Raw genomic sequence first — 26,323 nt, 5'->3', positions numbered from 1 at the left:
CACATACAAGTCATGATGGCTTCTTTTAAAACATCCAAATTTAGGTTAAACTGTAAGTGAGTCATTTTATCTCCTCTTTTCATTGTTTATTGTTGTTGAAAACAGTGTTGCCAAGAGTTGATAAAATGACTCCTTCTTTTTACACAATTATACGGACTTAATCGCCCTTTTTTTACAATGCGACATCATTTAAAAATTCGCGTACCTCTTCCGGCGACTTTGCATTTGCACTGTGTAGATGCGCTTTTTTCTCGCCGTTTTGGAAAACGAGCAGGCTCGGTATCCCCATCACCTGGTTTTCATCCGCAATCGCACGGAACTCGTCGCTGTTGATTTCATACCATTTATATTGCGGATAGTCTTTGATCACATCACCAATAAACATATCCATCACTTTGCAATCCGGACACCAGTCTGCATAAAATTTCACGATAACCGGCGCTTCTCCTCCCGTTACCGTGTTAAATTCTTCCGCACTTTTAATCGCTTCCACTTCCAGACCATCTCCATCCTTTATCATTTCTTTCTTATTGTATAAAGAGCGGCAGGCGGATTTCAACATTTTTCAACCTGCCAAAGAAATATTTCCAAAACGAAAAGGATTGTGCTTCGTCATGTATGATGTATAATAAAGCTTGTATGAAAAAATGATGGGGGCCGGTTGTTTTGGATCCGTATCATTTATTTTATTTTACGGCCGGCGGTTCCGGCATTGAGAAGTCAGGTGATGGAATTGTCTTCGCGGGATGAAGGTTCTAAAATTGATTACGGGCTGGTTTTAACGCTGATGTTGTTCTGCATTGTCAGCCTTGTTGCCATTTATACGGCTAACAGCAGTTATCTGATAAAACAAGTCATCAACTATGTGGTCGGAGCAATCATAATAGCATTGGTGATCCGCCTTGACTCCGACCAGCTGAAAAAAATATCGTGGTACGGTTACGGGTTCGGGATTTTGCTGTTGATCTTGCTGATTCTGGCGCCAGCCAGCATTGCTCCGGAGCGTAATGGCGCGAAAAACTGGTTTGTGCTCCCGGTGATTGGGACATTCCAGCCTTCTGAAATCATGAAGCCATTTTTAATTTTAGCAATGGCACGCCTTATTTCGGATCATAATGAAAAAGTGCTGAACCGGTCAGTGAAATCGGACTTCTGGCTGTTTGTGAAACTTGGCATCTGCTTGTTCGTGCCGCTCATGTTGACCATTCAACAGGATTTAGGGACGTCACTTGTGTTTATTGCCATTTTTTTCGGGCTTGTATTTGTGTCGGGCATCACATGGAAACTGATGCTTCCAATTTTCGGCAGCGGCGCGGCACTGGCGGGACTGATTTTTTATCTCGTCCTCTGGCAGCCGGCACTTCTCGAAAAATATCTTGGTGTCCGTTCGTACCAGTTTGGCCGGATCTATGCCTGGATTGATCCTTATAACTATTCCAATACGGACGGCTACCACTTGATTCAGTCTCTTTTGGCCATTGGTTCCGGCCAGACGTTTGGAAAAGGGCTTGGCACAACCGAAGTGAGCCTTCCGGAAAACCAGACGGACTTTATTTTCAGCGTGATCGGCGAGCAGTTCGGCTTTATCGGCGGTAGCATTGTCATCGGCTTGTTTTTTATGCTTATTTACCATATCATAAAAGCAGGGCTTGAGACGAAAAATGATTTTTATTCCTACATTTGCGCGGGTGTCATTGCGATGATTACGTTCCACGTGTTTGAAAATATCGGCATGACGATACAGGTGCTGCCGATTACCGGGATCCCGCTGCCGTTTATCAGCTACGGGGGGAGTTCGCTGATAGGGAATATGCTTGCGGTCGGATTTATTTTTTCAATCCGTTACCATTACAGAAAATATATGTTTTCCAACGAAAAATAAAAAAACAGGCGGCCCCGTGCCGCCTGTTTTTTGCGGCTATTGCACCTTCCCGCCGTACGGGAACTGCGAAGCATAGCCCTGGTGCTGCTGGTAAGACTGCTGCAGTTTTTGCTGTTCTGCTGCTTCCATACTGTACCAGCCTTTTTGGAACATCGTCTCATACAATTTGCGCTGCTCATTCTGTGTTTCCGTAAAAATGGCCAGGAGATCGCGATACAGTTTTTCGTGGCTCGCTTCGTTCATGGCGGTATGATAAGAAGCAGTCATGTATTTTTCCATCGAAAGCAGGTCATTGGCAAGATCGCGGTCGTTCATTTCCGGTGTTTCAGGAAATTGTGTTTTCGGGTTTTGAATTTTTTGCTGCTGCTGTTGGGAATCCATATGTTGTACCTCCTTTTTAAAATGGTCGTATGACGCGCGCTCCGCATTCAGGTATCTCTGCCGCCAAACCCGGGCAGGGATTGGGCTGGGCAGCTCCCGTTTTCCGTTAAGCCCGGCTGCCGGAGCAGTCAGTGCTTGCTTCAGGCTGGGAAGTGCGGTTGCCCCGGACGGACAGCCTCCCTTCATGCAGGCTTTTTTCTAGGGATCGGGCTGTGCGCGCATTCCGGGGCGGGCTGCGAACGCCTGCTTTTCATGAACTGGAAAAGCGGGTTTCGCTTTTTGTGGCGGGCCGGCATTCTTTTTTGTTATTGCAAGTGGCTTTTCAAATGCCCCAAAATCTGGTTGTAGTGGCGCTGGTGCATTTGCCCGCACGCTTCAAAAACGGCTTTCAATTCATTGTCCTGGCAGCGTGTTGCCGCATCATGCGCTTTTTTCATCGCCAGCAGATTCCAGGCCAGCATATCATCCACATAGGCCAAATCTTTTGTTGACATACGATCGGGCGGAGCGTTGTAAACCGTTTGCCCGCTTTGCTGCTGTGAAAAAGGCTGTTGTTGCATTCCATTTCCTCCTTTATCCAAGTCTCCCTTTATTGTTTGAAGGAGCTGCGGATCCTATGCAGCCGCCTGCTTATTTTTTGTACTGGTTGTTTTGGCTGTTTACTTTTCCGCCGCCGTCACGCTCCACTGTCGGGCCGGCATTTCCTTTTACGCTTGCCGCGCTCACACCCGCTTTTGACGGGTTTTTCTTCAGCTTCGCCATTGGTTCACCTCCCCGCGATTTTCGTTTAGCTTGCCCAAAATGGTATGGGCATATAAAAAATTTTAAAAAAATGGCGATTTTTTGAGATGAAGTGATTGATAGAATGAAAAAATTCGTATATATTATTATTAAAGATGAAAGCGTTATTTTTTTAAGCGCTTAATGAATGAGCATTCATTCAAAAGAAAGGGGATGCACTATGCGGTATACCATTCAAAAAGCGGCTGTCATCGGTTCCGGCGTGATGGGATCGGGCATCGCCGCACATCTGGCAAACATCGGGATTCCGGTATTTTTGCTTGACATCGTCCCGAACGCACTCACGGAAGCGGAGAAAGCAAAGGGGTACACATTGGAGGACAAAGCCGTCCGAAACCGCTTCAGCCAGTCTGCGCTGCAGAAGCTGTTAAAACAAAAACCGGCCCCGCTCACATCGAAAAAAAGCCTCGCGCTCATCGAAGCGGGCAACCTGGAAGACGACCTTGAACGGCTGAAAGAAGCAGACTGGATAATTGAAGTGGTCACAGAACGTTTGGATATTAAAAAATCAGTATTTGAAAAAGTGGAACGCTTCCGCCGGCCGGGGACCATTGTAAGTTCAAACACATCCGGCATTTCGATCGAAGCGATGGCAGAAGGGCGGAGCGAAGATTTCAGAAAGCATTTTCTCGGGACCCACTTTTTTAACCCGCCGCGCTATTTGAAACTGCTCGAAGTGATCCCGACCGCTGACACCGACCCGGACGTCACTTCATTTATGAAGCAGTTCGGCGAGGACGTGCTCGGAAAAGGCGTCGTGCTTGCAAAAGATACGCCAAACTTTATTGGCAACCGCATCGGTACATACGGCCTGCTTGTCACCGTGCGGGAGATGATGAAAGGCGGCTACACGGTCGGCGAAGTCGATTCCGTGACAGGCCCGGTGATTGGCCGGCCAAAAAGCGCAACATTTCGGACGCTCGATGTGGTCGGGATCGATACGTTCGTCCATGTTGCGAATAACGTGTATGAAAAAACGGAAGGCGAAGAAAAAGCAGTTTTTAAAGTGCCGGCATTCATGCACAAACTCGTTGAAAACGGCTGGCTTGGCAGCAAAACCGGCAAAGGCTTTTATGAAAAAAAAGGAAAAGAAATCTATGAATTAAATCCGGAAACACTGGAATACGGCGAACGCACGAAAATGAAAGCGGCTTCTTTGGAGGCGGCCCGGCAGGCAAAAGGAACCGCCAATAAAATCAAAACGATTGTGTATGCGGATGACCGTGCCGGACAGCTGCTCTGGAATATTCTCGCGCCTTGCCTTGTGTATTCGGCAGAACTGGCCGGCGTGATTGCCGACGATATTCTCGCCATCGACCAGGCGATGAAATGGGGCTTCGGCTGGAAATTCGGCCCGTTTGAAACATGGGATGCAATCGGCGTTGAAAAATCCGTGCAAAAAATGGAGCAGGACGGCCTTCAAGTGCCCGGCTGGGTGAAAGGCATGCTGGAAAAAGGCTTTACGTCTTTTTACAAAGAAGAAAACGGCGCCGTCTCGTACTATGACAACGGAGCATACAAGCCGGTTCCAGCCAATCCGAAAGAAATCAATCTCAAAACTTTGAAAACGCAGGGCAAAGTGCTGAAAGAAAATGCCGGCGCAAGCTTAATCGACATCGGCGACGGGGTGCTGCTGCTTGAATTCCATTCAAAAAGCAACGCAATCGGGCTCGACATTTTGCAAATGATCAATTATGCCGTGGACGAAGCAGAGAATCATTACAAAGGGATTGTGATCGGCAACCAGGGCAAAAACTTCTGTGTCGGCGCAAACCTTGCTTTGATGCTGATGGAAGCGCAGGATGACAATATCTTTGAACTTGACATGGTCGTCCGCCAGTTCCAGAACACGATGATGAAGATCAAATACAGCCAAAAACCGGTTGTTGCAGCACCGTTTGCGATGACTTTGGGCGGCGGCGCGGAGGTGTGCCTGCATACGGCGCATATCCAGGCGGCAAGCGAAACGTATATGGGCCTTGTCGAAACGGGCGTCGGCCTGCTTCCGGGCGGAGGCGGCAACAAAGAGCTGTACATCAAGCATTTGAAAAACATTCCGGAAGGCGTACAGTTCGACTTGCAAAATGTCGTGAACAAAGTCTTTGAAACGATTGCGATGGCGAAAGTGTCCACTTCTGCTGAAGAAGCGCGCGAGTCCGGCTTCCTTGACCGGACGGACGGGGTCAGCTTTAACCAAGACCATCTGATTTATGATGCAAAACAGGCTGTGCTGCGCCTTGCTGACGCAGGGTACAAACCGCCTGTCCGCGAAAAAGTGCCGGTCACAGGCGAATCCGGTTATGCAGCGTTGTTGCTTGGGGCCCAGCAATTGCATCTGTCGGGCTATATTTCCGACTATGACCTTGAAATCGCGAAAAAGATCGCCTTTGTGCTTTCAGGCGGGAAAGTGCCGTTCGGGACAAAAGTGGATGAACAATACCTGCTCGATTTGGAAAGGGAAGCGTTCCTGAGTCTGATTGCACAGCCAAAAACACAGCAGCGGATGCAGCACATGCTGTTAAAAGGAAAACCGTTACGGAATTAGAGCCCCGCGGATTGGCGAATGCCGGTCCCCTGGCAGGAAAAGATTCCGCCCGAATTTTTCATATACAACATAAAGGGGTTTTCCCGGGGAATGCAACTGTATATGGGAAAACCCCGATCCATCACCCCAGGCGGTGATGGAAGGGCCTTTTACAAAAACACGGAAAGAGGGGAATGTGATGAGGGAAGCTGTCATTGTTGCAGGGGCGAGAACGCCGGTCGGCAAAGCGAAAAAAGGGACGCTCGCACAAACACGGCCGGATGATCTAGGTGCACTTGTCGTAAAAGAAACGTTGAAACGAGCCGGCAACTATGAAGGAAATATTGATGATTTGATTATCGGCTGCGCCATGCCGGAAGCGGAGCAGGGGCTCAATATGGCGCGCAATATCGGGGCCCTGGCAGGATTGCCGGATACGGTGCCGGCCATTACGATCAACCGGTACTGCTCGTCCGGGCTGCAGGCGATTGCCTACGGCGCCGAAAGGATCATGCTCGGCCACGCTGACACGATCATTGCCGGCGGTGCGGAATCGATGAGCCTTGTCCCGATGATGGGCCATGTCGTCCGCCCGAATGTGCGCCTCGCAGAAACTGCGCCGGAATACTATATGGGCATGGGGCATACGGCCGAAGAAGTCGCCAAAAAATTCGGCGTCAGCCGCGAAGACCAGGATGCCTTCAGCGTGCGCAGCCACCAAAAAGCGGCAAAAGCGATTGCAGAAGGCAAATTCAAAGACGAAATTGTGCCGGTTGAGGTCACATTGCGTTCGGTCGGCGAAGACAACAAACTTGTTGAAAAGAAAGTCGTCTTTTCGCAGGATGAAGGGGTCCGGCCGGATACAAATGTGGAAACGCTCGGAAAACTGCGCCCGGCATTCTCGGTAACCGGAACCGTTACGGCCGGGAACTCGTCGCAAACAAGCGACGGCGCGGCTGCGGTGATGCTGATGGATAAAGAAAAAGCTGAATCGCTTGGGCTCAAAGCACTGTTGAAATTCCGCTCGTTCGCGGTTGCCGGGGTGCCGCCTGAAATCATGGGGATCGGCCCGGTGGAAGCTGTGCCGAAAGCTTTGAAACTGGCAGGGTTGGAACTTGAGGATATCGGGTTGTTCGAACTGAATGAAGCCTTTGCTTCCCAGTCCATCCAGGTGATCCGCCAGCTCGGCCTGAATGAAGACATCGTCAATGTCAACGGCGGCGCAATTGCCCTCGGCCACCCGCTCGGCTGCACTGGCGCCAAGCTGACGTTAACGCTTGCCCATGAAATGAAGCGCAGAAACGTGCAGTTCGGCGTCGTCACGATGTGTATCGGCGGCGGTATGGGTGCAGCTGGTGTATTTGAACTCGTGTCTTGATGGCAATGGACCAAAGCAGGCGGCCATCCGGTTTCAAATGGAAACGTGCAGGTACCGGACCATGGCAAGGTTTTGAAATGGATGGATACCAGGGCTAAAAGCAGAGCAGCAGGTTCCAAGCGGCAAGAGACCGGACCAGGGTAAAAAGCGGATCAGCTGTCTCTATCCTAAAAATATACGCTGGATGATTTTCATTTTTCCGCTGGTGCCGCGTTCACTGCAGAATGGGCGTTTAAAGGCAAAACGCCGGAGCAGGACCTGGCCTGTTGAATTGTTTTTAATGGAGATAAGAGCCGCGGAGCACATCTGCGGCCGCTCATTACAGATAAAAAGGAGAGGAATTGTAAATGGCGAACAAAACGGATGCATTTGTAAAAGGCGGCAGTTTTTTAATTGATGACATTACACCGGATCAAGTATTTACGCTGGAAGAGCTGACAGAAGAACAAAAAATGATCGCCAAAACGGCGGAAGACTATACGAACAATGAAGTGGTCCCGCAAATTGAATATCTGGAAAACCATGAATTTGACCGCTCTGTTAAATTGCTGAAAAAAGCAGGCGAACTCGGGCTTTTGAGCGCCGATGTGCCGGAAGAATACGGCGGCCTCGCCCTTGATAAAGTAAGCTCCGCCCTGATTTCCGAAAGGCTCGCAAAAGTCGGCGGCTTTGCCATCTCCCACGGCGCGCACGTCGGCATCGGCTCGCTTCCGATCGTTTTGTTCGGCAACGAAGAACAAAAGAAAAAATATTTGCCGAAACTCGCAACCGGCGAATGGCTTGCGGCTTATGCCTTAACGGAACCAAGCTCGGGGTCGGACGCACGGAGCGCCAAAACCGTTGCAAGATTAAACGAAGCCGGTACGCATTATATTTTAAACGGGGAAAAACAATGGATCACGAACGCCGGCTTTGCTGATGTTTTCACCGTGTATGCGCAGATTGACGGCGACAAGTTCACGGCCTTTATCGTGGAACGCACATTCCCGGGCGTTTCAACGGGCGCGGAAGAAAAGAAAATGGGGATTAAATCTTCTTCCACAAGGACGCTTATCTTGGAAGACGTGCCGGTGCCGGTTGAAAACGTGCTTGGGGAAATCGGCAAAGGGCATAAAATTGCATTTAACATTTTGAACATCGGCCGTTATAAACTGGGCGTCGGCGCGGTCGGCTCCAGCAAGCACGTGCTCGAAATCGCCGTCAAATACGCGAACGGCCGCCAGCAGTTCAAAACGCCGATCTCGCAGTTTAACCTGACAAAAGAAAAATTCGGCACGATGGCATCCAAACTGTACGCAGCCGAAAGTTCCGTCTACCGGACAGTCGGATTGTTTGATGAAAGAATGAGCCATTTTACGCCGGAAGAAGAAAAAGACGGGCGGGCAGTGGCCAATGCGATCGCCGAGTATGCGATTGAATGCTCGCTGAACAAGTTCTTTGCTTCCGAAGTGCTGGACTATGTCGTCGATGAAGCGGTGCAAATCCACGGCGGTTACGGCTTTATGGATGAATACGAAGTCTCGCGTGCCTATCGCGATTCCCGGATTAACCGGATTTTTGAAGGGACAAACGAAATCAATCGCCTGATTGTGCCGGGCACATACGTGAAAAAAGCGTTCAGCGGGGAACTGCCGCTGTTGCAAAAAGCGCAAAGCCTGCAGGAAGAGCTCATGATGATGATGCCGGAACAAGTCGGCGACGCGCCGCTCGAGCAGGAAAAATATCTCGTCCGCAACATGAAGAAGGTTACCCTGCTTGTTGCCGGTACCGCCCTGCAAACGTACGGCAAAAAATTCGAAAACGAACAGGAACTGCTTGCCAACGTGGCAGATCTCGTTTCGAATGTATATGCCGCAGAGTCATGCGTGCTCCGGACGGAAAAAGCAATCAACAAAGACGGTGCCGAAAAACATAACCAAAAGCTGCTCTATACCCAAATTTTCACTCAGGAAGCGTTCAATCAATGCGAACAAATTGCAAAAGAATCGCTCGCAGCCTGCCTTGAAGGCGACCAGCTGCAAATGACGCTTTCCGCCCTCCGCAAGCTGGCACGCCATACGCCAACCAACGTCATTGCGAAAAAACGCGAAGCCGCGGATAGAATTATCGAAGCAGAACGCTATGTGCTGTAATGCAAAAAGGGATTTCCGGCCCGCCGGAGTCCCTTTTCTTTTGCATCGCCGGGGAAAATCGGCTAACATACAGATAAGACAAGATGATGACAGGAGTGGACAAAATGGCCCTTACTTTCTATTGGTATCCGAAATGTGGGACTTGCCGGAAAGCGAAAAAATGGCTGGACGAACATGGCATTGCCTATGAAGCGGTGCACATTGTCGAAAATCCGCCTTCAAAAGCGCTTCTTAAGGACTTTTATGAAAAAAGCGGGCTGCCGATCAAAAGGCTGTTCAACACAAGCGGGCAGAAGTACCGCGAACTCGGTTTGAAAGATAAGATCCCGGAAATGAGCGATGAAGAAGCGCTTGAACTGCTGGCTTCCGACGGCATGCTGATCAAACGGCCGGTTCTTGCGGGCGATGCCTTTGCCATGTTCGGCTTTAAAGAGGATGCCTATGAAAAATTATTGAAAAAGTGATTGATTTAAGTGCTTGTTTTCGGTAATTTAAAACTGAAGGCTATTACGGATACATAACGGAGGGATTGAGATGGCGGTACCTGAAGAACTGCGGTATACGGATGATCATGAGTGGGTGAAAGAAGAAGACGGCCATGTCCGGATCGGCATCACTGATTTTGCCCAGGCCGAACTCGGCGATATCGTATTTGTTGAACTGCCAGAAGAAGGCGATGAAGTTTCGGCGAAAGAACCGTTTGGCAGTGTCGAATCCGTGAAAACGGTGTCGGAACTGTACGCGCCGGTCAGCGGCAAAGTCGTTGCGGTTAATGCCGACTTGAGCGATAACCCGGAATTCGTCAACGAATCCCCGTATGAAAAAGCGTGGATGATTGTCGTTGAACCGGCCGACTCTGCTGAACTGGATGATTTGCTGACGGCGGAACAGTACGAGGAAATGATCAACGAAGCATAAAATAACTGGCACTGCACTCCAAGCTGCGGTGCCTTTTTGTGTAAAGGATGGATTGCCATGCAGGACTGGACAAGGGAAAAACAACTGGAGGAACGGATTTTGCAGGAAGAAAAACTCGCCCTGTACTTTTACACGCCATTATGTGGCACATGCCAGCTGGCGGGGAGGATGCTGGAGATTGCAGAACAGGCCGTCCCCCGCTTTCCTTATGCCAAAGCCAATCTGAATTACGTGCCACAAATGGCGGAAAAATACAAGATCGAAAGCGTACCGTGCCTGCTCCTCCTTGAAAACGGGAAAGCAATAGACAAAGTGTACGCTTTTCAATCCGTCCCGGCATTATTTGAAAAATTGTCTTCTTTTTAATGAGAAAACGGCGGAACATCCGATTTGGGCATTCATAAACGGAAACACCGCTTGCATGGCGGAAAAAAACGGGCAGGCTTTTGCGCAAAAACGCCGTTCAAACCGCAGAAAAAACTTTTTTCAGACACTGTTCGAGCATTGCCGCCAAAACCGGCCGGAAAAGCGCGCGATTTGTTGAACGATTCCGGCAGGATCAGCGCTACCCGTGCAGAATAGGTAAAGGAAATGAGGATTGGAGCGTGTTGCCATGAAACGGACCATCCAGTTTTTCCTGAACAGCCTGGCACGGAAAAAACAATTGCGGATGCTGCTGCCGGCGGTGCCTGTTACCGTATCGTTCCGCACAGGGGAAGAATGCTTGCTCGTTGCTTTTTCCAAGGAGTGTTGCGTGCAGCTTGAAACCGGCAAAGCGGATTTTGAACTGGAAATGGCGCTCCGGCAATTCGAACAGCTTCTGTCCCGCCGTGCGCGCCTCGGGACATTTCTGAAAATGGGCGAACTCCGGTACAGGGGAACGTATCGCCATTTTTTATTGCTGGAATCTTTATTCTGGCTTGCGGGAACTCCGCAACCTGTGCCAAAAAGCAAAGCCAGATCCGCCTGATTATCAAATAACAGACTGAAAATGAGAATCACAGCATAACCGGGATTGCAAAACAAATCCCGGCTTTTTTTATGCCGTTTCAGGCGGCTGCCCGGATTCCCAATGCGCAATCCAGGGAAATTCAAGAAATCTGTATCAGGAATTTTATACCGGCTCTATTTTGTGCTATTATTAATGAATAAGCAAGACCGGAAAACCGCGGAAAAAAGATGGCATGCCATGGTTATCCACAGGTTTTTACTAGTTGCGCATAGTTTTCATTTGTTATAAAATAATAATGAGAATAAATTAAGAATAAATTGGATCTGAATATACAAACAACGGAGGAATTTTTTATGGCAGGATCAAAACTCGTAATAAAAGATCTTCACGTCGAAGTAGAGGGAAAAGAAATTTTAAAAGGGGTCAATCTGGAAGTAAACAGCGGTGAATTTCATGCGATCATGGGCCCGAACGGAACAGGGAAATCGACGCTGTCTTCTGCCATTATGGGGCACCCGAAATACATCGTTACCCAAGGGACCATCACGCTTGACGGAAAAAATGTGCTGGAAATGGAAGTCGATGAACGTGCGAAAGCCGGCCTGTTTCTCGCGATGCAATATCCAAGCGAAATCAGCGGCGTGACAAATGCGGAATTTTTGCGCTCGGCGATCAATGCGCGCCGCGGCGAAGGCAATGAAATCCCGCTGATGAAATTTATCCGCGAGCTCGACAAAAAGATGGAATTTCTTGAAATGGATACGAACATGGCGCAACGCTATTTGAATGAAGGCTTTTCCGGCGGCGAGAAAAAACGGAACGAGATTTTGCAGCTTATGATGATTGAACCGAAAATTGCGATTCTCGATGAAATCGACTCCGGCCTTGACATCGATGCATTGAAAGTTGTCGCAAAAGGCATCAACTCGATGCGCAGCGAAGATTTCGGCTGCATTATCATTACCCACTACCAACGATTGTTAAACTATATTACACCGGATGCCGTCCACATCATGATGCAAGGGCGCATCGTCAAATCAGGCGGCCCTGAACTGGCAAACCGCCTTGAAGCGGAAGGCTACGAATGGATTAAACAGGAACTTGGCATCGAAGACGAAACGGTCGGCCAGGAAGCTTAAGCAGGGGGCGAGAGACTTGATGACAGAAACGAAATTAGCAATGAATGAGCAAGATGTCCGCACCTTTTCCGAACAAAATGGTGAACCGGAATGGCTGAAGGAGTTCCGCCTCCAGGCATTAGCCCGGGCCCAGGTCCTGCCGCTTCCGGAAGTGGACAAGACGAAACTGAATAAATGGAACTTTACGCAATTTACCGATTTCAGCATGGAAAGCGCAGCCTACAGCACTTTGAATGAACTGCCGGAAAAAGTAAAGGTGCTCGTGGATCTTGAAAACGCGAAGCAAAACTTGTATATCCAGCATAACCAGACACCGGCTTATCTGTCCTTGTCGGAAAGCGCGAAAGCACAAGGCGTCATTTTGGCCGATATTTTGACAGCAGTGAGGACACATCCTGAGCTCGTCCAAAAATATTTGATGACAGAGGCGGTTAAGCCTGATGAACATCGTTTGACGGCGCTCCATGCTGCGCTGATGAACGGCGGGACATTCTTATACGTGCCAAAAAACGTTGTGCTCGAAGAACCGGTTCAGGCCATTTATGTGCACGACCATGAAACAGCGCCGCTTTTCAACCATGTGCTGGTGGTCGCTGAAGAAAATAGTGCCGTCACCTATGTGGAAAACTATATTTCGGCAAACGATGGTGCAAAAGGCATTGTGAACATCATAACGGAAGTCATTGCCGGCTCCAATGCAAAGATCGAATACGGCGCGGTTGATGCGCTTGCAAAAGGGGTCACCACGTATGTGAACCGCCGCGGTTACACCGGGCGCGATGCCCAAATTGAATGGTCGCTCGGCATGATGAATGACGGCAATACGATTTCAGACAATACGACCAATCTTGTGGGCGACGGATCCGTTTCCCATTCCAAAACCGTTGTGGTCAGCCGCGGCAAACAGACGCAAAACTTTACAACGCGCATTACCCACTTCGGGAAAAATACAGAAAGCTTCATTTTAAAACATGGCGTTGTCAAAGACGCGTCCACGATGATTTTTAACGGGATCGGCAAAATCGAGCACGGCGCGAGCAAGTCGGACGCCGAGCAGGAATCGCGTGTCCTCATGCTAAGCGAAAAAGCGCGCGGCGATGCAAACCCGATGCTGCTCATTGATGAAGACGACGTCATGGCTGGCCACGCCGCATCTGTCGGCCGTGTCGATCCGGTCCAGCTTTACTATTTGATGAGCCGCGGGATTTCAAGAATTGAAGCGGAAAGGCTGATCATCCACGGCTTCCTTGCACCGGTTGTCAATCAGCTTCCGATTGAAAGTGTAAAAAAACAATTGACGGAAGTCATTGAAAGGAAAGTCAGATAATGGATATCAAAGAAGTTCGCCGGCAGTTTCCCATATTGGACCAGGAAGTAAACGGCCACCCGCTTGTTTATTTAGACAGTGCTGCGACTTCACAAAAGCCGCTCCGTGTCATTGAGGCCGTCAACCAATATTACCGGGAATATAATTCGAATGTCCATCGCGGCGTCCATACGCTTGGGACAAAAGCGACCGACCATTACGAAGGCGCGCGCGAAAAAGTCCGCAAATTTATCGGCGCCGAATCAACGGAAGAAATAATTTTTACAAAAGGGACGACAGCCGGGCTGAACCTTGTTGCCCGCAGTTTCGGTGATGCACAAGTACAGGAAGGCGATGAGATCGTCATTACCTACATGGAGCACCACAGCAACCTGATTCCGTGGCAGCAGCTCGCCAAAAGAAAAGGCGCCGTTTTGAAATATGTGCCGATGCAAAAAAACGGCACGTTGCGGCTTGAAGATGTGGAAAAAACGGTCACGGAGCGGACGAAGATAGTGGCAGCAGCACTTGTCTCCAACGTGCTCGGCACGATTAACCCGGTAAAAGAGATGGCGAAAATTGCACACAGCCGTGGTGCTTACATGGTCGTGGATGCCGCCCAGGGTGCGCCGCATATGAAAGTGGACGTAAGGGATCTTGACTGCGACTTTCTTGCATTTTCCGGCCACAAAATGTGCGGCCCGACCGGCATCGGCGTCCTGTACGGCAAAAAGGCGCTGCTTGAAGAGATGGAACCGCTCGAGTACGGCGGCGAAATGATTGATTTTGTCGGCCTGTACGATTCCACCTGGAAAGAACTTCCGTGGAAGTTTGAAGGCGGCACCCCGATCATTGCCGGTGCAATCGGCCTCGGGGAAGCCATCGATTTTCTCGAAGAAATCGGGCTTGATGAAATCACCGCGCATGAACAGGATTTAAGTGCTTATTGCCTCGGGCAGCTTTCTGAATTAGAAGGGATTACGGTGTACGGCCCGGAAAGCGCAGACGAACGCGCCGGCCTTGTAACATTTAATCTGGAAAACGTGCATCCGCATGATGCCGCGACCATTCTCGATGCGGAAGGAATTGCGATCCGCGCGGGGCACCACTGTGCGCAGCCGTTGATGAAATGGCTGGACGTGACAGCGACCGCACGCGCAAGCTTTTATTTATATAATACGAAAGAAGATATTGACAAACTTGTTGCCGGTATCGTCAAAGCAAAGGAGTATTTCACAAATGTCTTCTAATCTTGATGCGCTTTACCGCAGTGTGATTATGGACCATTATAAAAATCCGCGGAACAGGGGCAGTTTGGAAGATGGAAGCCTGACAGTCGACATGAATAACCCGACTTGCGGCGACCGGATCCATTTGACGATGAAAGTGGAGGGCGGCCTCATCCGGGATGCGAAATTTACCGGTGAAGGCTGTTCCATCTCGATGGCGTCGGCCTCCATGATGACACAGGCCGTCAAGGGAAAGACAGTCGATGAAGCGCTGAAACTTTCCCACATTTTCTCGGAAATGGTGCAGGGAAAAGACTATGAAGAGTCGGAAGATCTTGGCGATATTGAAGCATTACACGGCGTATCCAAATTCCCCGCCCGGATCAAATGTGCAACTTTGGCATGGAAAGCAATGGAAAAAGGGGTAAGAAGCGAAAAAGGATTGGAGGAATGATGGCTGATGGCTAAAAAAATGCCGGAAATCGGCGATTACAAATACGGCTTTCATGATAAAGACGTTTCCATTTTCCGTGCAAAACGCGGATTGACGAAAGAAATTGTGGAAGAAATTTCAAAAATGAAAGAAGAACCGCAATGGATGCTTGATTTTCGCCTGAAGTCTCTTGAACATTTTTACAATAAACCGATGCCGCAATGGGGCGGCGATCTGTCCGCGTTAAATTTCGACGACATAACGTATTACGTCAAACCGACGGAACATGCCGGCCGCTCGTGGGATGAAGTGCCGCAGGAAATCAAAAACACATTTGATAAGCTTGGCATTCCGGAAGCGGAACAAAAATACCTGGCCGGCGTTTCTGCACAGTACGAATCGGAAGTTGTCTACCATAACATGAAGCAGGATCTCGAAAAACTCGGGATTGTGTTCAAAGATACGGACTCCGCTTTAAAAGAAAATGAAGATATTTTCCGCAAATACTGGGCAACCGTCATTCCGCCGACGGACAATAAATTTGCGGCTTTAAACTCGGCTGTCTGGTCGGGGGGATCTTTCATTTATGTACCGCCGGGTGTAAAAGTGGATACCCCACTGCAAGCTTACTTCCGGATCAATTCGGAAAATATGGGGCAGTTTGAACGGACGCTTATCATCGTTGACGAAGGTGCCTCTGTCCACTATGTCGAAGGTTGCACGGCGCCGGTTTACACGACAAACTCCCTCCACAGCGCAGTCGTTGAAATTATCGTCAAGAAAAATGCCTATTGCCGTTATACGACGATCCAAAACTGGGCGAACAACGTTTATAATCTTGTAACGAAACGTGCTGTTTGTGAAGAGAATGCGACAATGGAATGGATTGACGGCAACATCGGTTCGAAACTGACGATGAAGTATCCTTCCGTGTTGCTGAAAGGCGAAGGGGCACGCGGCATGACGCTGTCGATCGCGATCGCCGGAAAAGGCCAGCACCAGGATGCCGGCGCAAAAATGTACCACCTGGCGCCGAATACATCGTCCACGATCGTATCCAAATCGATTTCAAAACACGGCGGAAAAGTCACATATCGCGGCATGGTGCATTTCGGCCGGAAAGCGGACGGCGCACGTTCCAATGTCGAATGCGACACGCTGATTATGGATCACCTGTCCACATCAGACACTGTGCCTTACAACGAAATTTTAAACAACAATATTTCGTTGGAGCACGAAGCAAAAGTCTCAAAAGTGTCGGAAGAACAGCTCTTTTACCTGATGAGCCGCGGCATTTCCGAACAGGAAGCAACGGAAATGATTGTGATGGGCTTCATCGAACCGTTCACAAAAGAACTTCCGATGGAATACGCCGTTGAAATGAACCGTTTGATCAAGTTCGAGATGGAAGGCTCGATTGGATAACCTTGATATATCAACGTTTATAAAGGGTGAACGTAGGGTTGCGATTGACCCCGCGAATCGCTCCTGCTGATATCCTGCTGTAAAGCACGGTTTTAAACGTGATGGCAGAAAAAACAGCCGCTTGCGGATTCCGCGCGGCTGTTTTTTTCATGGGGCGCCGATTTGAAAATCGTGGTAAAATAAACTGCATAAGCATAAAGGATAAAAAGCGGCCGTATGAAACGGCATGACGAGATTACCCTCATAACGATAAGGGGACCAAACATGAACGAAATTTTACATATATACCATACAAATGATATCCACAGCCATTTTGAAAACTGGCCGAAAATCCGCCATTTTCTTGAGCGGAAACAGGTGCAGCATGCCCGGCAACATGAAGAGATGCTACTGTTTGATCTTGGCGACCATGTCGACAGATGGCATCCGTATACAGAAGGGACTATGGGCAAAGCAAATGTCCGGCTTTTAAATCAACTGGGGTATTTGGCTGCAACCATCGGCAATAATGAAGGAATTACGATGCCGCATGAGGCGCTTGACACATTGTATGGGGAAGCGCAATTTGACGTGATTCTTGCCAACCTGTATAGAGAAAACGGGAAACGGCCACAGTGGGCAGCGCCGCGGAAATTGTACATGACAAAAAGCGGTGTCAAAATCGGGGTAACCGGTGTGACGGCAGGATTTTATAAACTGTACCGGCTGCTTGGCTGGCAGCTCTCCAATCCGCTGGAAGAACTTGGAAAACAAATGGATATTTTAAAAAACGAGGCGGATATCCTTATCGTCTTGTCGCATCTCGGCATTCATGACGACCGCCTTATTGCAAAGCTGTACCCGGAAGTGGACCTTGTTTTGGGCGGGCATACGCACCATGTGCTGGCAAAAGGCGAAATGGACGGACGGACGCTGCTTGCTGCAGCCGGTAAATACGGCTATTATATCGGTCATGTCAAGCTTGAAATCGATCCGGCTGCCAAAAAAATAGTCTATCAGTCCGCCCGTGCTTTACCGACCGGGAACTTCCAGGAACCGCCCGGAGAAACGGCCGAGATTGAACATTACTATTTTGAAGGAAAAAAATTATTGAATCAAAAACTTGTGTATTTACCGGAAAAATTGGAATCGGACTGGTTCAGGGAAAACCGGCTTGCGGGCTTGCTTTGCGATGCGGTAATGGAATGGTGCGATGCCGATTGCGCGTTTTTAAATGCCGGCCTTGTGCTTGACAGTCTGGAACACGGGCCGGTCACGAAATTTGATCTCCACCGTATTCTCCCGCACCCGATCAACCCATGCCTGGTCGAGCTGACAGGCGAAAAACTTCAGGAAGTGCTTCTTTCCACGCTCGACCCGAAATGGCCGCATCTGGAGCTGAAAGGGCTCGGTTTCCGCGGGAAAATCATGGGCCGGTTTATTTACCGGAATATCGGCTTTAATCATGCTTTGCAGAAAATAGAGGTGGGGGGCAGGCCGCTGGAGCCGGACCGCATCTACAGGCTTGGAACGATTGATATGTACACATTTGGCGACTTTTTCCCGCATATCCGTGAGGCGAAAATCCATTATTTTATGCCGGAATTTTTGCGTGACGTAATGGAATGGAAGTTATTGAAGGAATACGGCCAGCAGGATTAAATACCCAGACGCAAAGCAAGGCAGCAATGCATCAATCGAAGTTTCCTGGCCCCGAGAATCAGTGATGCCAACGTAGTTTCCAAGGGCCTTTTTGCGGAATGGGGATATGGCAGCACAGCGGCTGGCAGGAACTTTTCACCGCCCTTTTCATAAAGTATAAAAGAAAGGGGCGAATGGAAATGGTAACCGTAACACCTGTTGAGATCGGGGGACATACGTTTATCGCGACAACTGTCCGGCTGCCGAAAACAACCTTGCTGGCCGTATCGTGCGACAAGGGCTATATTATGTGCGGTGCGCTTGATGTGAGCTTGTTGAATGATCAACTAAAAGACCGCCAAATTATCGCCGGCAGGGCAGTCGGTGTGAAGACGATCGAACAATTGCTGGAAGCACCGCTCGAGTCGGTCACCCATGAAGCGGAAAAACTCGGTATTACCGCCGGCATGATCGGGAAAAAGGCACTGTTAAAAATGATCTAAACGTTCGATCAGACTGAAGCACAAAAAAAGGTGTTGCATGCGTCTTTCCCGGGCGATGAAGGACAAAAAGCAGGGCCCTAAGTGTCGAAATGTCCTTCATCGGGGTGATGAAGGACAAAATGGAGACCCGGGAACAGCGAAATGTCCTTCATCGGGGTGATGAAAGACAAAATGGAGAGCCGGGAACAGCGAAATGTCCTTCATCGGGGTGATGAAGGACAAAACATGTGCCGGGAAACAGCGAAACGTCCTTCATCGGGGTGATGAAGGACAAACCGCATTGCCGGAACCGCCGAAATGTCTTTCATTCACAGATTAGGAAAGACAAACCGCACCGCAGCCGGAAAACATAAAAATATCCTTCAGCACACCAACCAGGACCGCGTTTTTTGATCATAATCCCTCCTGTACAGACATATATTTGCTTTCAGGGGGGATTTTTTATGCGAAAATTCCGCACCTCAAAACGGCGGGGACCATTGCCGGCGCGGTATGTGCTTTTGCTTTCCATCGCATTTTTTACGGTGACTACCATTATCAGCATTATCATTATTGACGAAGGCATAAAACCAACATTAATGCGGTACGCCGAGTCGGAAATGAAAAAAATCGCCTCGTATGTCACGAACGAAGCAATTAAAGACCATGTGAGCGGCGGAAAAAACAGCAAGTTGGATACGATTGACCCGCGGGAATTGGCCGCCACCCAGTCTGAAATTGAAAACCAAATTACCCGCCAATTTAAAGAAGTGGAAGAAGGAGACATTACGTCTCTTGAAGAAATATCAAACGACGGCATGCTCGGCAAAAAGAAAAAATCAAAACCCGAAATTTTTTCCGTTCCGCTCGGGAAAGTAACCAATATCGCCCTGCTTGGGAACATGGGGCCGGATATTCCCGTGAACTTTCAAATGGTGGGGGATGTTGAAAGCTCCAATATTAAAGTAAAAAAAGAAGAATACGGCATTAACAACGCATTTTTTTATATTTATGTTCAAATCAAAATCAAAATGCAGGTCATTATCCCGTTTGCCTCGGATGTCATCACTTACACCCATGATGTCCCGCTTGCAATGGGCAACTATAACGGCGATGTCCCGCAATTTTATAACGGAAACGGCGGCGGTGCGCAGCCGCTCATCGAACTGCCGAAAAGCACGAAATAAGGAGCGCCACATGCGCATTGTAGTGCTCCTTATTTCCGCTGCTTCTCAAGCAATTCCCATCTCCTTAAGTACGGGTAAGGATCAAAAGACCATTCGTTCCGGCCGTTGTCTTTGTATATGCCGTAGTGCAAATGCGGCGGAAATTTTCCGGATGTGCCGGGCGGGCCGTAACCGGTGCTGCCGACGCTGCCGATCAGCATGCCCGGTTTGACGACCTGGCCGACATGCAAATTTTTGGCATAACCGCTTAAATGGGCAAAATAATGATATGAATTGTTCAAATCACGGATGCCGATGCGCCAGCCGCCGTACTTGTTCCACCCTTTCAATTCAATGACCCCGTAACAAGTCGCGCGTACCGGAACGCCGTAATCGGCAAAAATATCCGTCCCTTCGTGGATGCGGAGTCCGCCCCAGCCGCGCCGGTCGCCCCATGTGCTCCGGTAGCTGTAATTGTATCCGGGCGGGATCGGGAACGCCTGGTCTGTCAGCTGAATGGTGCCGAATGTCTTGTAAATCTTCGCCTTTTCCGTAATCAGCTGCACGGCTTTATCCCGTTTGTAATAATGCCACAGCGCAATTTCAAAGCCGTCGTCGTCCGTTCCATACTGCAGCAAATAGTCGCTCATCGTAAAAAGCACGTCCAGATCATGGTTGCGGTCAGCTTTCCCATCTCCGTTCCCGTCCTTGCCGATCCCGCCGAAAAACGCAATCGAAAGCGGGCGGGTATCATTGTGGTTCGGATTGGAAAGCCCGGACCACTTTTCAGGGGGAAAATAAATGGAAATAAGGCCGGCCGGTTTCGGCAGGTCGGAACGGACAAACCGGATGCTCCGTTCATACTGGTCAATGGCTGCCAAATTGTACCACGGAATCTGGGTAAATGCCTCCATATGCTGATAAAGTTCCATCCGTTTTTTGTACATTTCTTTATCGGGCATTTCTTTTGCTTGGGCATGAATGGCAGAAAATGAAAGCCCCGTTACAAGGCAGAAAAGCAAAGCAAACCGCAATGTGAAAACCCTCTTTCTGTCAATGTTGTCGATTTGGCACCGTACAAACAGAAAATCGCAATATGAAAATCTTCTTATGCTTATTGTGGAAAGAGCAGCGGATTTTCATCAATATTAAATATTGGAAAAACCGGTGGCGTTTTCTTTTCAAAGAAGTGCCGAATGTGGTAAAGTGAGAGAGAACAAACCCGGGAAAATGGTGGGAGAGATGGAAAATGAACAAACAGGAAGAGATTTTACGCAAACCCGAATGGCTGAAAATCAAGCTTAATACGAATGAAAATTATACAGGATTAAAAAAATTAATGCGTACGGAAAACTTACATACTGTTTGCGAAGAAGCGAGATGCCCGAATATCCATGAATGCTGGGGAACAAGGCGGACTGCAACTTTCATGATTCTGGGCGATACGTGCACACGCGCCTGCCGTTTTTGCGCCGTAAAAACAGGGCTGCCGTCCGAACTTGACTGGCAGGAACCGGAACGGGTTGCTGAATCGGTGCAAAAAATGAACTTGAAGCATGTGGTTGTGACGATGGTGGCCCGTGATGATTTGAAAGACGGCGGGGCAGCGGTAATGGCTGAAACGATCCGTGCGATCCGCCGCATAAATCCATTTACGACCATTGAAGTGCTGCCTTCCGATTTGCAGGGCCGGTACGAAAGTTTAAAAACATTGATGGATGCAAAACCGGATATTTTAAACCATAATATCGAAACGGTCCGGAGGCTGACAAGAAGGGTCCGCGCCCGCGCCACGTACGACAGGTCGCTTGAATTTTTGCATCGGGCAAAGGAAATGCAGCCGGAGATTCCGACAAAATCAAGCATCATGGTCGGCCTCGGCGAAACGATGGAAGAACTGGCGGAAGCAATGGATGATCTGCGCGCCAATAATGTGGACATCGTGACGTTCGGGCAGTATTTGCAGCCGACGAAAAAACATATGAAAGTGGTCAAATATTACCACCCGGATGAATTTGCCGAATTAAAACGAATAGCGCTTGAAAAGGGATTCAGCCACTGCGAATCCGGCCCGCTTGTCCGCTCTTCATACCATGCGGATGAACAGGTAGGTGCCGCTGCAAAAGCAAAGCATATTTTAGGGAACATGGAACAAACGCAACAAATTTGAGAAACAGGCTGCGCACTTGATGGGCGCAGTTTTTTTCACGGAAAATTCCGCTCAATGGAGTTGAAAAAATTTTTCGCGTTCCGCTTAGAATTTGGGCGTTTTTTCGCTATAATAAAATTAGGCAGGAAGGCACACGGGGAAAATGGAGGGATTGAACTTGGTCACCATCCACCGCCATACGTACGAGATTATTGACAATTACCGGAATGGCTACAATGAAGAAGCATTCCGATGCAGATATAGTGAAATACTGGAAAAGTACGACTATATTGTCGGCGACTGGGGTTACGGACAGCTGCGGCTGCGCGGCTTTTTTGATGACCGCAATCCGAAATCCACTTTTGACACCAGAATCAGTACACTCACGGAATATCTTTATGAATACTGCAATTTCGGCTGTGCCTATTTTGTCGCAAAGAAAGTCGTTGCCAAATAAGTGTTGCCCGGCACCGCCAGTTGATAAATTTTAGGCAGAAGGTGACAGGATGTATTTTGTGGATCGTGAAAAAATAAACGGGATATTGTCATTTATGGAAAAGCGGCTTGCCTTGTTTCAAGCGCAACCGGCCTGGCAGACCGAAATCGAAAAGGCTGCTTTGGAAAGAATTGCAGAAACAGTCATCGAATCGGTCCTTGATGCCGGAAACGCGATCATTGACGGGTTTATTATGCGCGATCCGGGGAGCTACGAAGACATCATTGACATTTTGGAAGATGAAAATGTGGTTTCAGCCGAATCGGCAAAGCAGCTGACGGCTGTCATCGCGCTCAGGAAGCAGCTTGTCCGGGAATATACGGATCCGGATTACGCCACTTTTCAGGAAGTGCTTGCGGCTAACTTCAAGGCGCTCGAACGGTTTCCGAAAGATGTGCGCACTTACCTGGCAAACGAACTCGGCCCGGTTAACGCTTTTAAAGGGGAATAAGCAACGAAACAGAGAGGAATTTCAGCATGAAAAAGTATAAAGCCTATTTGATTGATTTGGACGGCACTATGTACCGCGGAACGGAAAAAATAGAAGAAGCCGGCGATTTTGTCAGCCGGTTGCAGGAAAAAGGGATCCCGTATTTATTTGTTACAAACAATTCTTCGAGGACACCAGCCCAGGTTGCCGAAAAACTGCGCGGATTCGATATACCGGCAAAAACGGAGCAGGTCTTTACGACATCCATGGCAACCGCCCGCTATATTTATGAGGAAAAACCGGATGCTTCTGTATATGTGATTGGCGAAGAAGGCATTAAAACGGCCATCAAAGAAAAAGGTTTTACGGTCACATCCGATCACCCCGATTATGTGGTGCTCGGCATCGACCGGGAGATTACTTACGAAAAGCTAGCCCTCGGCGCCATTGCGATCCGTAATGGGGCAAAATTTGTTTCCACGAACGCCGATATTGCGCTTCCAACTGAACGCGGGCTGCTCCCGGGAAACGGGGCTTTAACCTCGGTGCTTGCGGTTGCGACCCAAACCAAGCCGGTCTTTATCGGCAAACCGGAACCGATCATTACCGAGCAGGCACTTGAATATCTAGGTTCGAAAAAAGAAGAGACGATCATGGTTGGGGACAATTACGATACGGATATTCTGGCGGGCATCCGCACGGGCATTGACACCCTGCTCGTCCATACCGGCGTAACGACAAAGGAAATGTTGAAAACAAAAGAAGTCCAGCCAACCTATACGGTTGATACCCTTGACCAGTGGGAAGTGTGACAAGCGCGGGGCAAAAGGAGGAGCCATATGCCCGCCTCGGCAAAGTCCGCGTTATTTGGAAAACGAAGACCGAAAAAACGGCAAGATACAATAAAACGTATCTTGCCGTTTTTTCTGTTTTTACGGCTGCACACGCGCCACTCTGTGTGCATGGCGGCTTGCGGCTGCAGCGGCAATGGCCCCGACGATATCATCGAGAAACGTATTGCATGAGCCGTCGGAATGGTCATTAAGCTTTGCCAAAATGCCCGGTTTTTGTTTGTCAATATACCCGTAGTTGGTAAAGCCGATCGAACCGTACACGTTCACAATCGACAAAGCCATAATTTCATCAATGCCGTAAAGGGACTCATCGACCGCAATCGTGCTTTGCAGCGGTTCGTCAAGCATCCCTTTTTCCGCCAGCACATCCAGCTGGATCCCGGTTAAAATGGCGTTTTGCACTTCGCGTTTGGACAGAACGGCGTTGACACTTTCCATGCAATCCTCCAGTGTCATTTCCGGAAAGTACTTTTCTTGCAAATACAGGACGAGTTTCGCAATATCTTCCACTTCTACGCCCCGTTCTTTCAACCTCTGCCTTGCAATTTGTTCTGACACATCCATATTTTTCTTGTTTTCCATGTTCTCACCTCAACTATTCGACATTTTCTTTAGCATGATCATTCTAATGGATTTTATGAGATCAAGCAAGAATACACGTTCCTTCACATATAATGTAGAAAGTGCAATGTATTTTTTGGGGGAGGGAAGATGATGGCACAGGCCATTTTGAAAAAATATTACGGCATTGACGCCGGGCAGCCTTTTTTTGACGGAAAACGGGTCCACTATGAAGCAAACGGTAATCTTTATACGCTCGTTCCCGTGACAAATGTTCCTGAAAATGTGCTTGTTGAATTATATGAAATGTCTCGGCACCTCGTGACGAATGGCGACCGCTATGCCTCCGCCTTTTATCCATCTAAAGAAAAGAAGTTTCTCGTAACGGACGGGGATAGCGATTATGTTTTACTGGAAAACCGCTATAAAAAAGCGCCCGGAAATATGCGCACGGGCAGGAAGCTTGCGAAATTCCACCTGCGCGGCCGCACGCTTTCCGCCAAGATAACGGAAACAAACCGGATGGGCGAATGGAAAAATTACTGGGAAATGCGCCTTGAACAAATGGAAAAGGCATGGTACCGGACAGTGGAAGAGCACCCCGACCGCCCGTTTGAACGCCTGTTTGCCGAAACGTTTCCCTATTACATGGGGCTTTGTGAAAATGCGATCCAGTATGTCGTCGATACGGAAATGGATGAGGCGCCTGCCCCGGGGGATGCCGGTACCATTTGCCATGAACGGTTTTCAAACGAAACATGGGGCCGGAAATTTATCATCCACCACCCGTTTGACTGGGTGTTTGACCACGCAGGCAGGGACATTGCCGAGTGGATCCGCGCGCAGTATTTTAAGAAAACACACACGTTCCGGCCTGATGTCCGCGCTTTTTTGCAGCAATATGTTTCGCTTTCGCCGCTTTCGCCTTTTTCGTGGCGGCTGATTTTCGCGCGCCTGCTGTTTCCCCTTCATTATTTTGAATGTGTGGAAACCTATTTTCTCACCCGGTCTGAAAAGGAACAAAACATGCATGAGGAACAGCTTTGGAAAATTGTACGGGGGATAGAGGCATACGAAGCATTTCTGGGTGAATTTTATGAGCTCTCGGAAGTCCCGATAAGAAAATACCATATTCCCCGGGTGGCATGGCTAAAAGCCCGATAAAAGAAAGGACGGCAAGCACCTGAACCGCACCGCCGGCCATGCCCGTCCGTCGTGAAGGCAAGCGGGGATGCCGGGCATAGTGTGAATGGCCTCGGAGAATCGCCCACGCCAAGAATCATTTTATCCCAGCAAAAAAGCGGCTCCTTGATAGGAAACCGCGTACTGCCCGTTAAAAAACCTGTTCAACTTCCACAACGCCGGGAACCTCTTCAAACAATGCGCGTTCTATCCCGGCTTTCAACGTGATCGTGGAACTCGGGCAGCTGCCGCATGCCCCTAAAAGGCGGAGTTTGACAATGCCGTCTTCCACGTCGATCAGCTCGCAATCGCCGCCATCACGGAGCAAAAACGGGCGCAATTTATCCAATACTTCCTGAACTTGTTCTGTAATTGTATCTGCAGGCATATGATCGCTCCTTTCTTACCTCTCATTATATACAGGATTACGAGAAAAATCTATTATAAAAAAGGGATAGTATGTGTCAAGTTTTTCTCGACAAGGTTTAAATATCGGGTATTCCAAGACACTCTTTTTGTACACTTTCGGCTACCGTGCTTCACTTGCTCGGTGTAATTTTCGGAAAAGATGTGATATTTCCGTATAAAGATGGACAACGGGGATGTTGAGGCGCGCGAAATTCACTCGCTTTCCGCGGGCGGCCAGCGAGCCTCCTCGCTCGTACCTCGCTGCGGGGTCTCTCCTGGCTCGCTTTTCCCGCAGGAGTCTCGTAAATTTCGCGCGCCTCAACGATCAGTCCCCACTGAGCCAGGCTTAAAATGAAAGCTCTAATATTTTGCTTAAATGTCCCACTGCCGATGAACTGCTTGAATGCAGGGCAACTGATCCATGCTTTACGCCCACTGACGGGCGTACAGGCTGCTTGAGTAGTTGAGACATCCT

Annotated in this window: 28 protein-coding genes; 21 read left to right on the top strand and 7 right to left on the bottom strand. The window is 48.9% G+C overall.

Going from position 1 to position 26,323, the window contains the following annotated elements; genetic code table 11:
- Positions 1 to 172: 172 nt before the first annotated feature.
- Complete coding sequence (locus IC21_RS02725) at positions 173 to 493, bottom strand: thioredoxin family protein (RefSeq protein ID WP_029142407.1); 321 nt, start codon at positions 491 to 493, stop codon at positions 173 to 175.
- 168 nt (positions 494 to 661) lie between these two features.
- On the opposite strand from IC21_RS02725, the gene IC21_RS02720 reads away from it, so the two are divergent.
- Positions 662 to 1,882, top strand: coding sequence for an FtsW/RodA/SpoVE family cell cycle protein (locus IC21_RS02720; RefSeq protein WP_080588400.1), 1,221 nt, complete (start codon positions 662 to 664; stop codon positions 1,880 to 1,882).
- 36 nt (positions 1,883 to 1,918) lie between these two features.
- Here IC21_RS02720 and IC21_RS02715 read toward each other — a convergent pair whose 3' ends face one another.
- From IC21_RS02715 to IC21_RS16060, 3 genes are all read right to left on the bottom strand, one after another.
- A complete protein-coding gene (locus tag IC21_RS02715) occupies positions 1,919 to 2,263 on the bottom strand; it encodes a spore coat protein (RefSeq protein ID WP_013860152.1) in 345 nt (114 codons plus the stop codon).
- Positions 2,264 to 2,568: 305 nt separating this feature from the next.
- A complete protein-coding gene (locus IC21_RS02710) occupies positions 2,569 to 2,823 on the bottom strand; it encodes a hypothetical protein (RefSeq protein WP_017554854.1) in 255 nt (84 codons plus the stop codon).
- A gap of 70 nt (positions 2,824 to 2,893) precedes the next feature.
- Positions 2,894 to 3,025, bottom strand: coding sequence for a YuzL family protein (locus IC21_RS16060; RefSeq protein ID WP_013860151.1), 132 nt, complete (start codon positions 3,023 to 3,025; stop codon positions 2,894 to 2,896).
- Between the two features lie 199 nt (positions 3,026 to 3,224).
- On the opposite strand from IC21_RS16060, the gene IC21_RS02705 reads away from it, so the two are divergent.
- From IC21_RS02705 to yunB, 15 genes are all read left to right on the top strand, one after another.
- On the top strand, positions 3,225 to 5,609 hold the full coding sequence (locus IC21_RS02705; protein WP_029142405.1) for a 3-hydroxyacyl-CoA dehydrogenase/enoyl-CoA hydratase family protein: 2,385 nt from the start codon (positions 3,225 to 3,227) through the stop codon (positions 5,607 to 5,609).
- 178 nt (positions 5,610 to 5,787) lie between these two features.
- Positions 5,788 to 6,966 carry an acetyl-CoA C-acetyltransferase gene (locus tag IC21_RS02700; RefSeq protein WP_019721391.1) on the top strand — a complete coding sequence of 393 codons (1,179 nt, stop codon included), beginning with the start codon at positions 5,788 to 5,790 and terminating at the stop codon, positions 6,964 to 6,966.
- Between the two features lie 347 nt (positions 6,967 to 7,313).
- On the top strand, positions 7,314 to 9,098 hold the full coding sequence (locus IC21_RS02695) for an acyl-CoA dehydrogenase FadE (RefSeq protein ID WP_029142404.1): 1,785 nt from the start codon (positions 7,314 to 7,316) through the stop codon (positions 9,096 to 9,098).
- 104 nt (positions 9,099 to 9,202) lie between these two features.
- Entirely contained in the window at positions 9,203 to 9,562 is a 360-nt protein-coding gene (locus tag IC21_RS02690; RefSeq protein ID WP_029142403.1) for an arsenate reductase family protein, read from the top strand.
- A gap of 70 nt (positions 9,563 to 9,632) precedes the next feature.
- Positions 9,633 to 10,016: a glycine cleavage system protein GcvH gene (gcvH, locus tag IC21_RS02685; protein WP_017554848.1), complete on the top strand. Its 384-nt coding sequence runs from the start codon at positions 9,633 to 9,635 to the stop codon at positions 10,014 to 10,016.
- 57 nt (positions 10,017 to 10,073) lie between these two features.
- Positions 10,074 to 10,382, top strand: coding sequence for a thioredoxin family protein (locus tag IC21_RS02680; protein WP_017554847.1), 309 nt, complete (start codon positions 10,074 to 10,076; stop codon positions 10,380 to 10,382).
- 247 nt (positions 10,383 to 10,629) lie between these two features.
- Positions 10,630 to 10,986: a hypothetical protein gene (locus IC21_RS02670; RefSeq protein ID WP_019721395.1), complete on the top strand. Its 357-nt coding sequence runs from the start codon at positions 10,630 to 10,632 to the stop codon at positions 10,984 to 10,986.
- 335 nt (positions 10,987 to 11,321) lie between these two features.
- On the top strand, positions 11,322 to 12,107 hold the full coding sequence (gene sufC, locus IC21_RS02665; RefSeq protein ID WP_017553421.1) for a Fe-S cluster assembly ATPase SufC: 786 nt from the start codon (positions 11,322 to 11,324) through the stop codon (positions 12,105 to 12,107).
- A 16-nt stretch (positions 12,108 to 12,123) separates the two neighbouring features.
- The gene (sufD, locus tag IC21_RS02660; protein WP_029142402.1) at positions 12,124 to 13,434 is read left to right on the top strand and encodes a Fe-S cluster assembly protein SufD; all 1,311 of its coding nucleotides are present in this window, start codon (positions 12,124 to 12,126) and stop codon (positions 13,432 to 13,434) included.
- Positions 13,434 to 14,663: a cysteine desulfurase gene (locus IC21_RS02655; protein WP_019721397.1), complete on the top strand. Its 1,230-nt coding sequence runs from the start codon at positions 13,434 to 13,436 to the stop codon at positions 14,661 to 14,663. The genes sufD and IC21_RS02655 overlap by 1 nt, the downstream gene beginning before the upstream one ends.
- Complete coding sequence (gene sufU, locus IC21_RS02650) at positions 14,653 to 15,096, top strand: Fe-S cluster assembly sulfur transfer protein SufU (protein WP_017553424.1); 444 nt, start codon at positions 14,653 to 14,655, stop codon at positions 15,094 to 15,096. The genes IC21_RS02655 and sufU overlap by 11 nt, the downstream gene beginning before the upstream one ends.
- A 6-nt stretch (positions 15,097 to 15,102) precedes the next feature.
- Positions 15,103 to 16,500: a Fe-S cluster assembly protein SufB gene (sufB, locus tag IC21_RS02645; RefSeq protein WP_013860137.1), complete on the top strand. Its 1,398-nt coding sequence runs from the start codon at positions 15,103 to 15,105 to the stop codon at positions 16,498 to 16,500.
- A gap of 264 nt (positions 16,501 to 16,764) precedes the next feature.
- Positions 16,765 to 18,141 (top strand): bifunctional metallophosphatase/5'-nucleotidase, encoded by a 1,377-nt coding sequence (locus tag IC21_RS02640; RefSeq protein WP_029142401.1) that lies wholly within the window; start codon positions 16,765 to 16,767, stop codon positions 18,139 to 18,141.
- Positions 18,142 to 18,320: 179 nt separating this feature from the next.
- Positions 18,321 to 18,623: a YunC family protein gene (locus IC21_RS02635; RefSeq protein ID WP_029142400.1), complete on the top strand. Its 303-nt coding sequence runs from the start codon at positions 18,321 to 18,323 to the stop codon at positions 18,621 to 18,623.
- Positions 18,624 to 19,066: 443 nt separating this feature from the next.
- Complete coding sequence (yunB, locus tag IC21_RS02630; protein WP_029142399.1) at positions 19,067 to 19,789, top strand: sporulation protein YunB; 723 nt, start codon at positions 19,067 to 19,069, stop codon at positions 19,787 to 19,789.
- A 29-nt stretch (positions 19,790 to 19,818) separates the two neighbouring features.
- On the opposite strand, the gene IC21_RS02625 is transcribed toward yunB, so the two are convergent.
- Positions 19,819 to 20,802, bottom strand: coding sequence for a M23 family metallopeptidase (locus IC21_RS02625; protein ID WP_013860131.1), 984 nt, complete (start codon positions 20,800 to 20,802; stop codon positions 19,819 to 19,821).
- A 215-nt stretch (positions 20,803 to 21,017) separates the two neighbouring features.
- Here IC21_RS02625 and lipA point away from each other — a divergent pair, with 215 nt between their 5' ends.
- The 4 genes from lipA (at position 21,018) to IC21_RS02605 (ending at position 23,655) form a co-directional block, all read left to right on the top strand.
- Positions 21,018 to 21,938 carry a lipoyl synthase gene (gene lipA / locus IC21_RS02620; protein ID WP_013860130.1) on the top strand — a complete coding sequence of 307 codons (921 nt, stop codon included), beginning with the start codon at positions 21,018 to 21,020 and terminating at the stop codon, positions 21,936 to 21,938.
- Positions 21,939 to 22,080: 142 nt separating this feature from the next.
- Positions 22,081 to 22,374: a YutD family protein gene (locus tag IC21_RS02615; RefSeq protein WP_371729386.1), complete on the top strand. Its 294-nt coding sequence runs from the start codon at positions 22,081 to 22,083 to the stop codon at positions 22,372 to 22,374.
- A gap of 49 nt (positions 22,375 to 22,423) precedes the next feature.
- On the top strand, positions 22,424 to 22,864 hold the full coding sequence (locus tag IC21_RS02610) for a DUF86 domain-containing protein (RefSeq protein ID WP_029142398.1): 441 nt from the start codon (positions 22,424 to 22,426) through the stop codon (positions 22,862 to 22,864).
- A 26-nt stretch (positions 22,865 to 22,890) separates the two neighbouring features.
- Complete coding sequence (locus IC21_RS02605; RefSeq protein WP_017554576.1) at positions 22,891 to 23,655, top strand: TIGR01457 family HAD-type hydrolase; 765 nt, start codon at positions 22,891 to 22,893, stop codon at positions 23,653 to 23,655.
- A 120-nt stretch (positions 23,656 to 23,775) separates the two neighbouring features.
- Here IC21_RS02605 and IC21_RS02600 read toward each other — a convergent pair whose 3' ends face one another.
- Complete coding sequence (locus IC21_RS02600; RefSeq protein ID WP_019721402.1) at positions 23,776 to 24,279, bottom strand: phosphatidylglycerophosphatase A family protein; 504 nt, start codon at positions 24,277 to 24,279, stop codon at positions 23,776 to 23,778.
- A gap of 132 nt (positions 24,280 to 24,411) precedes the next feature.
- Here IC21_RS02600 and yutH point away from each other — a divergent pair, with 132 nt between their 5' ends.
- Positions 24,412 to 25,422: a spore coat putative kinase YutH gene (gene yutH, locus IC21_RS02595; protein WP_029142397.1), complete on the top strand. Its 1,011-nt coding sequence runs from the start codon at positions 24,412 to 24,414 to the stop codon at positions 25,420 to 25,422.
- Between the two features lie 169 nt (positions 25,423 to 25,591).
- On the opposite strand, the gene IC21_RS02590 is transcribed toward yutH, so the two are convergent.
- Positions 25,592 to 25,828 (bottom strand): NifU family protein, encoded by a 237-nt coding sequence (locus tag IC21_RS02590; RefSeq protein WP_013860124.1) that lies wholly within the window; start codon positions 25,826 to 25,828, stop codon positions 25,592 to 25,594.
- Between the last annotated feature and the right edge of the window lie 495 nt (positions 25,829 to 26,323).

The organism is Heyndrickxia coagulans DSM 1 = ATCC 7050 (assembly GCF_000290615.1).
Lineage (GTDB): Bacteria > Bacillota > Bacilli > Bacillales > Bacillaceae_C > Weizmannia > Weizmannia coagulans.
Note: the sequence above shows the minus strand (reverse complement) of the source record. Positions and strands in the feature narration are given on the sequence as shown.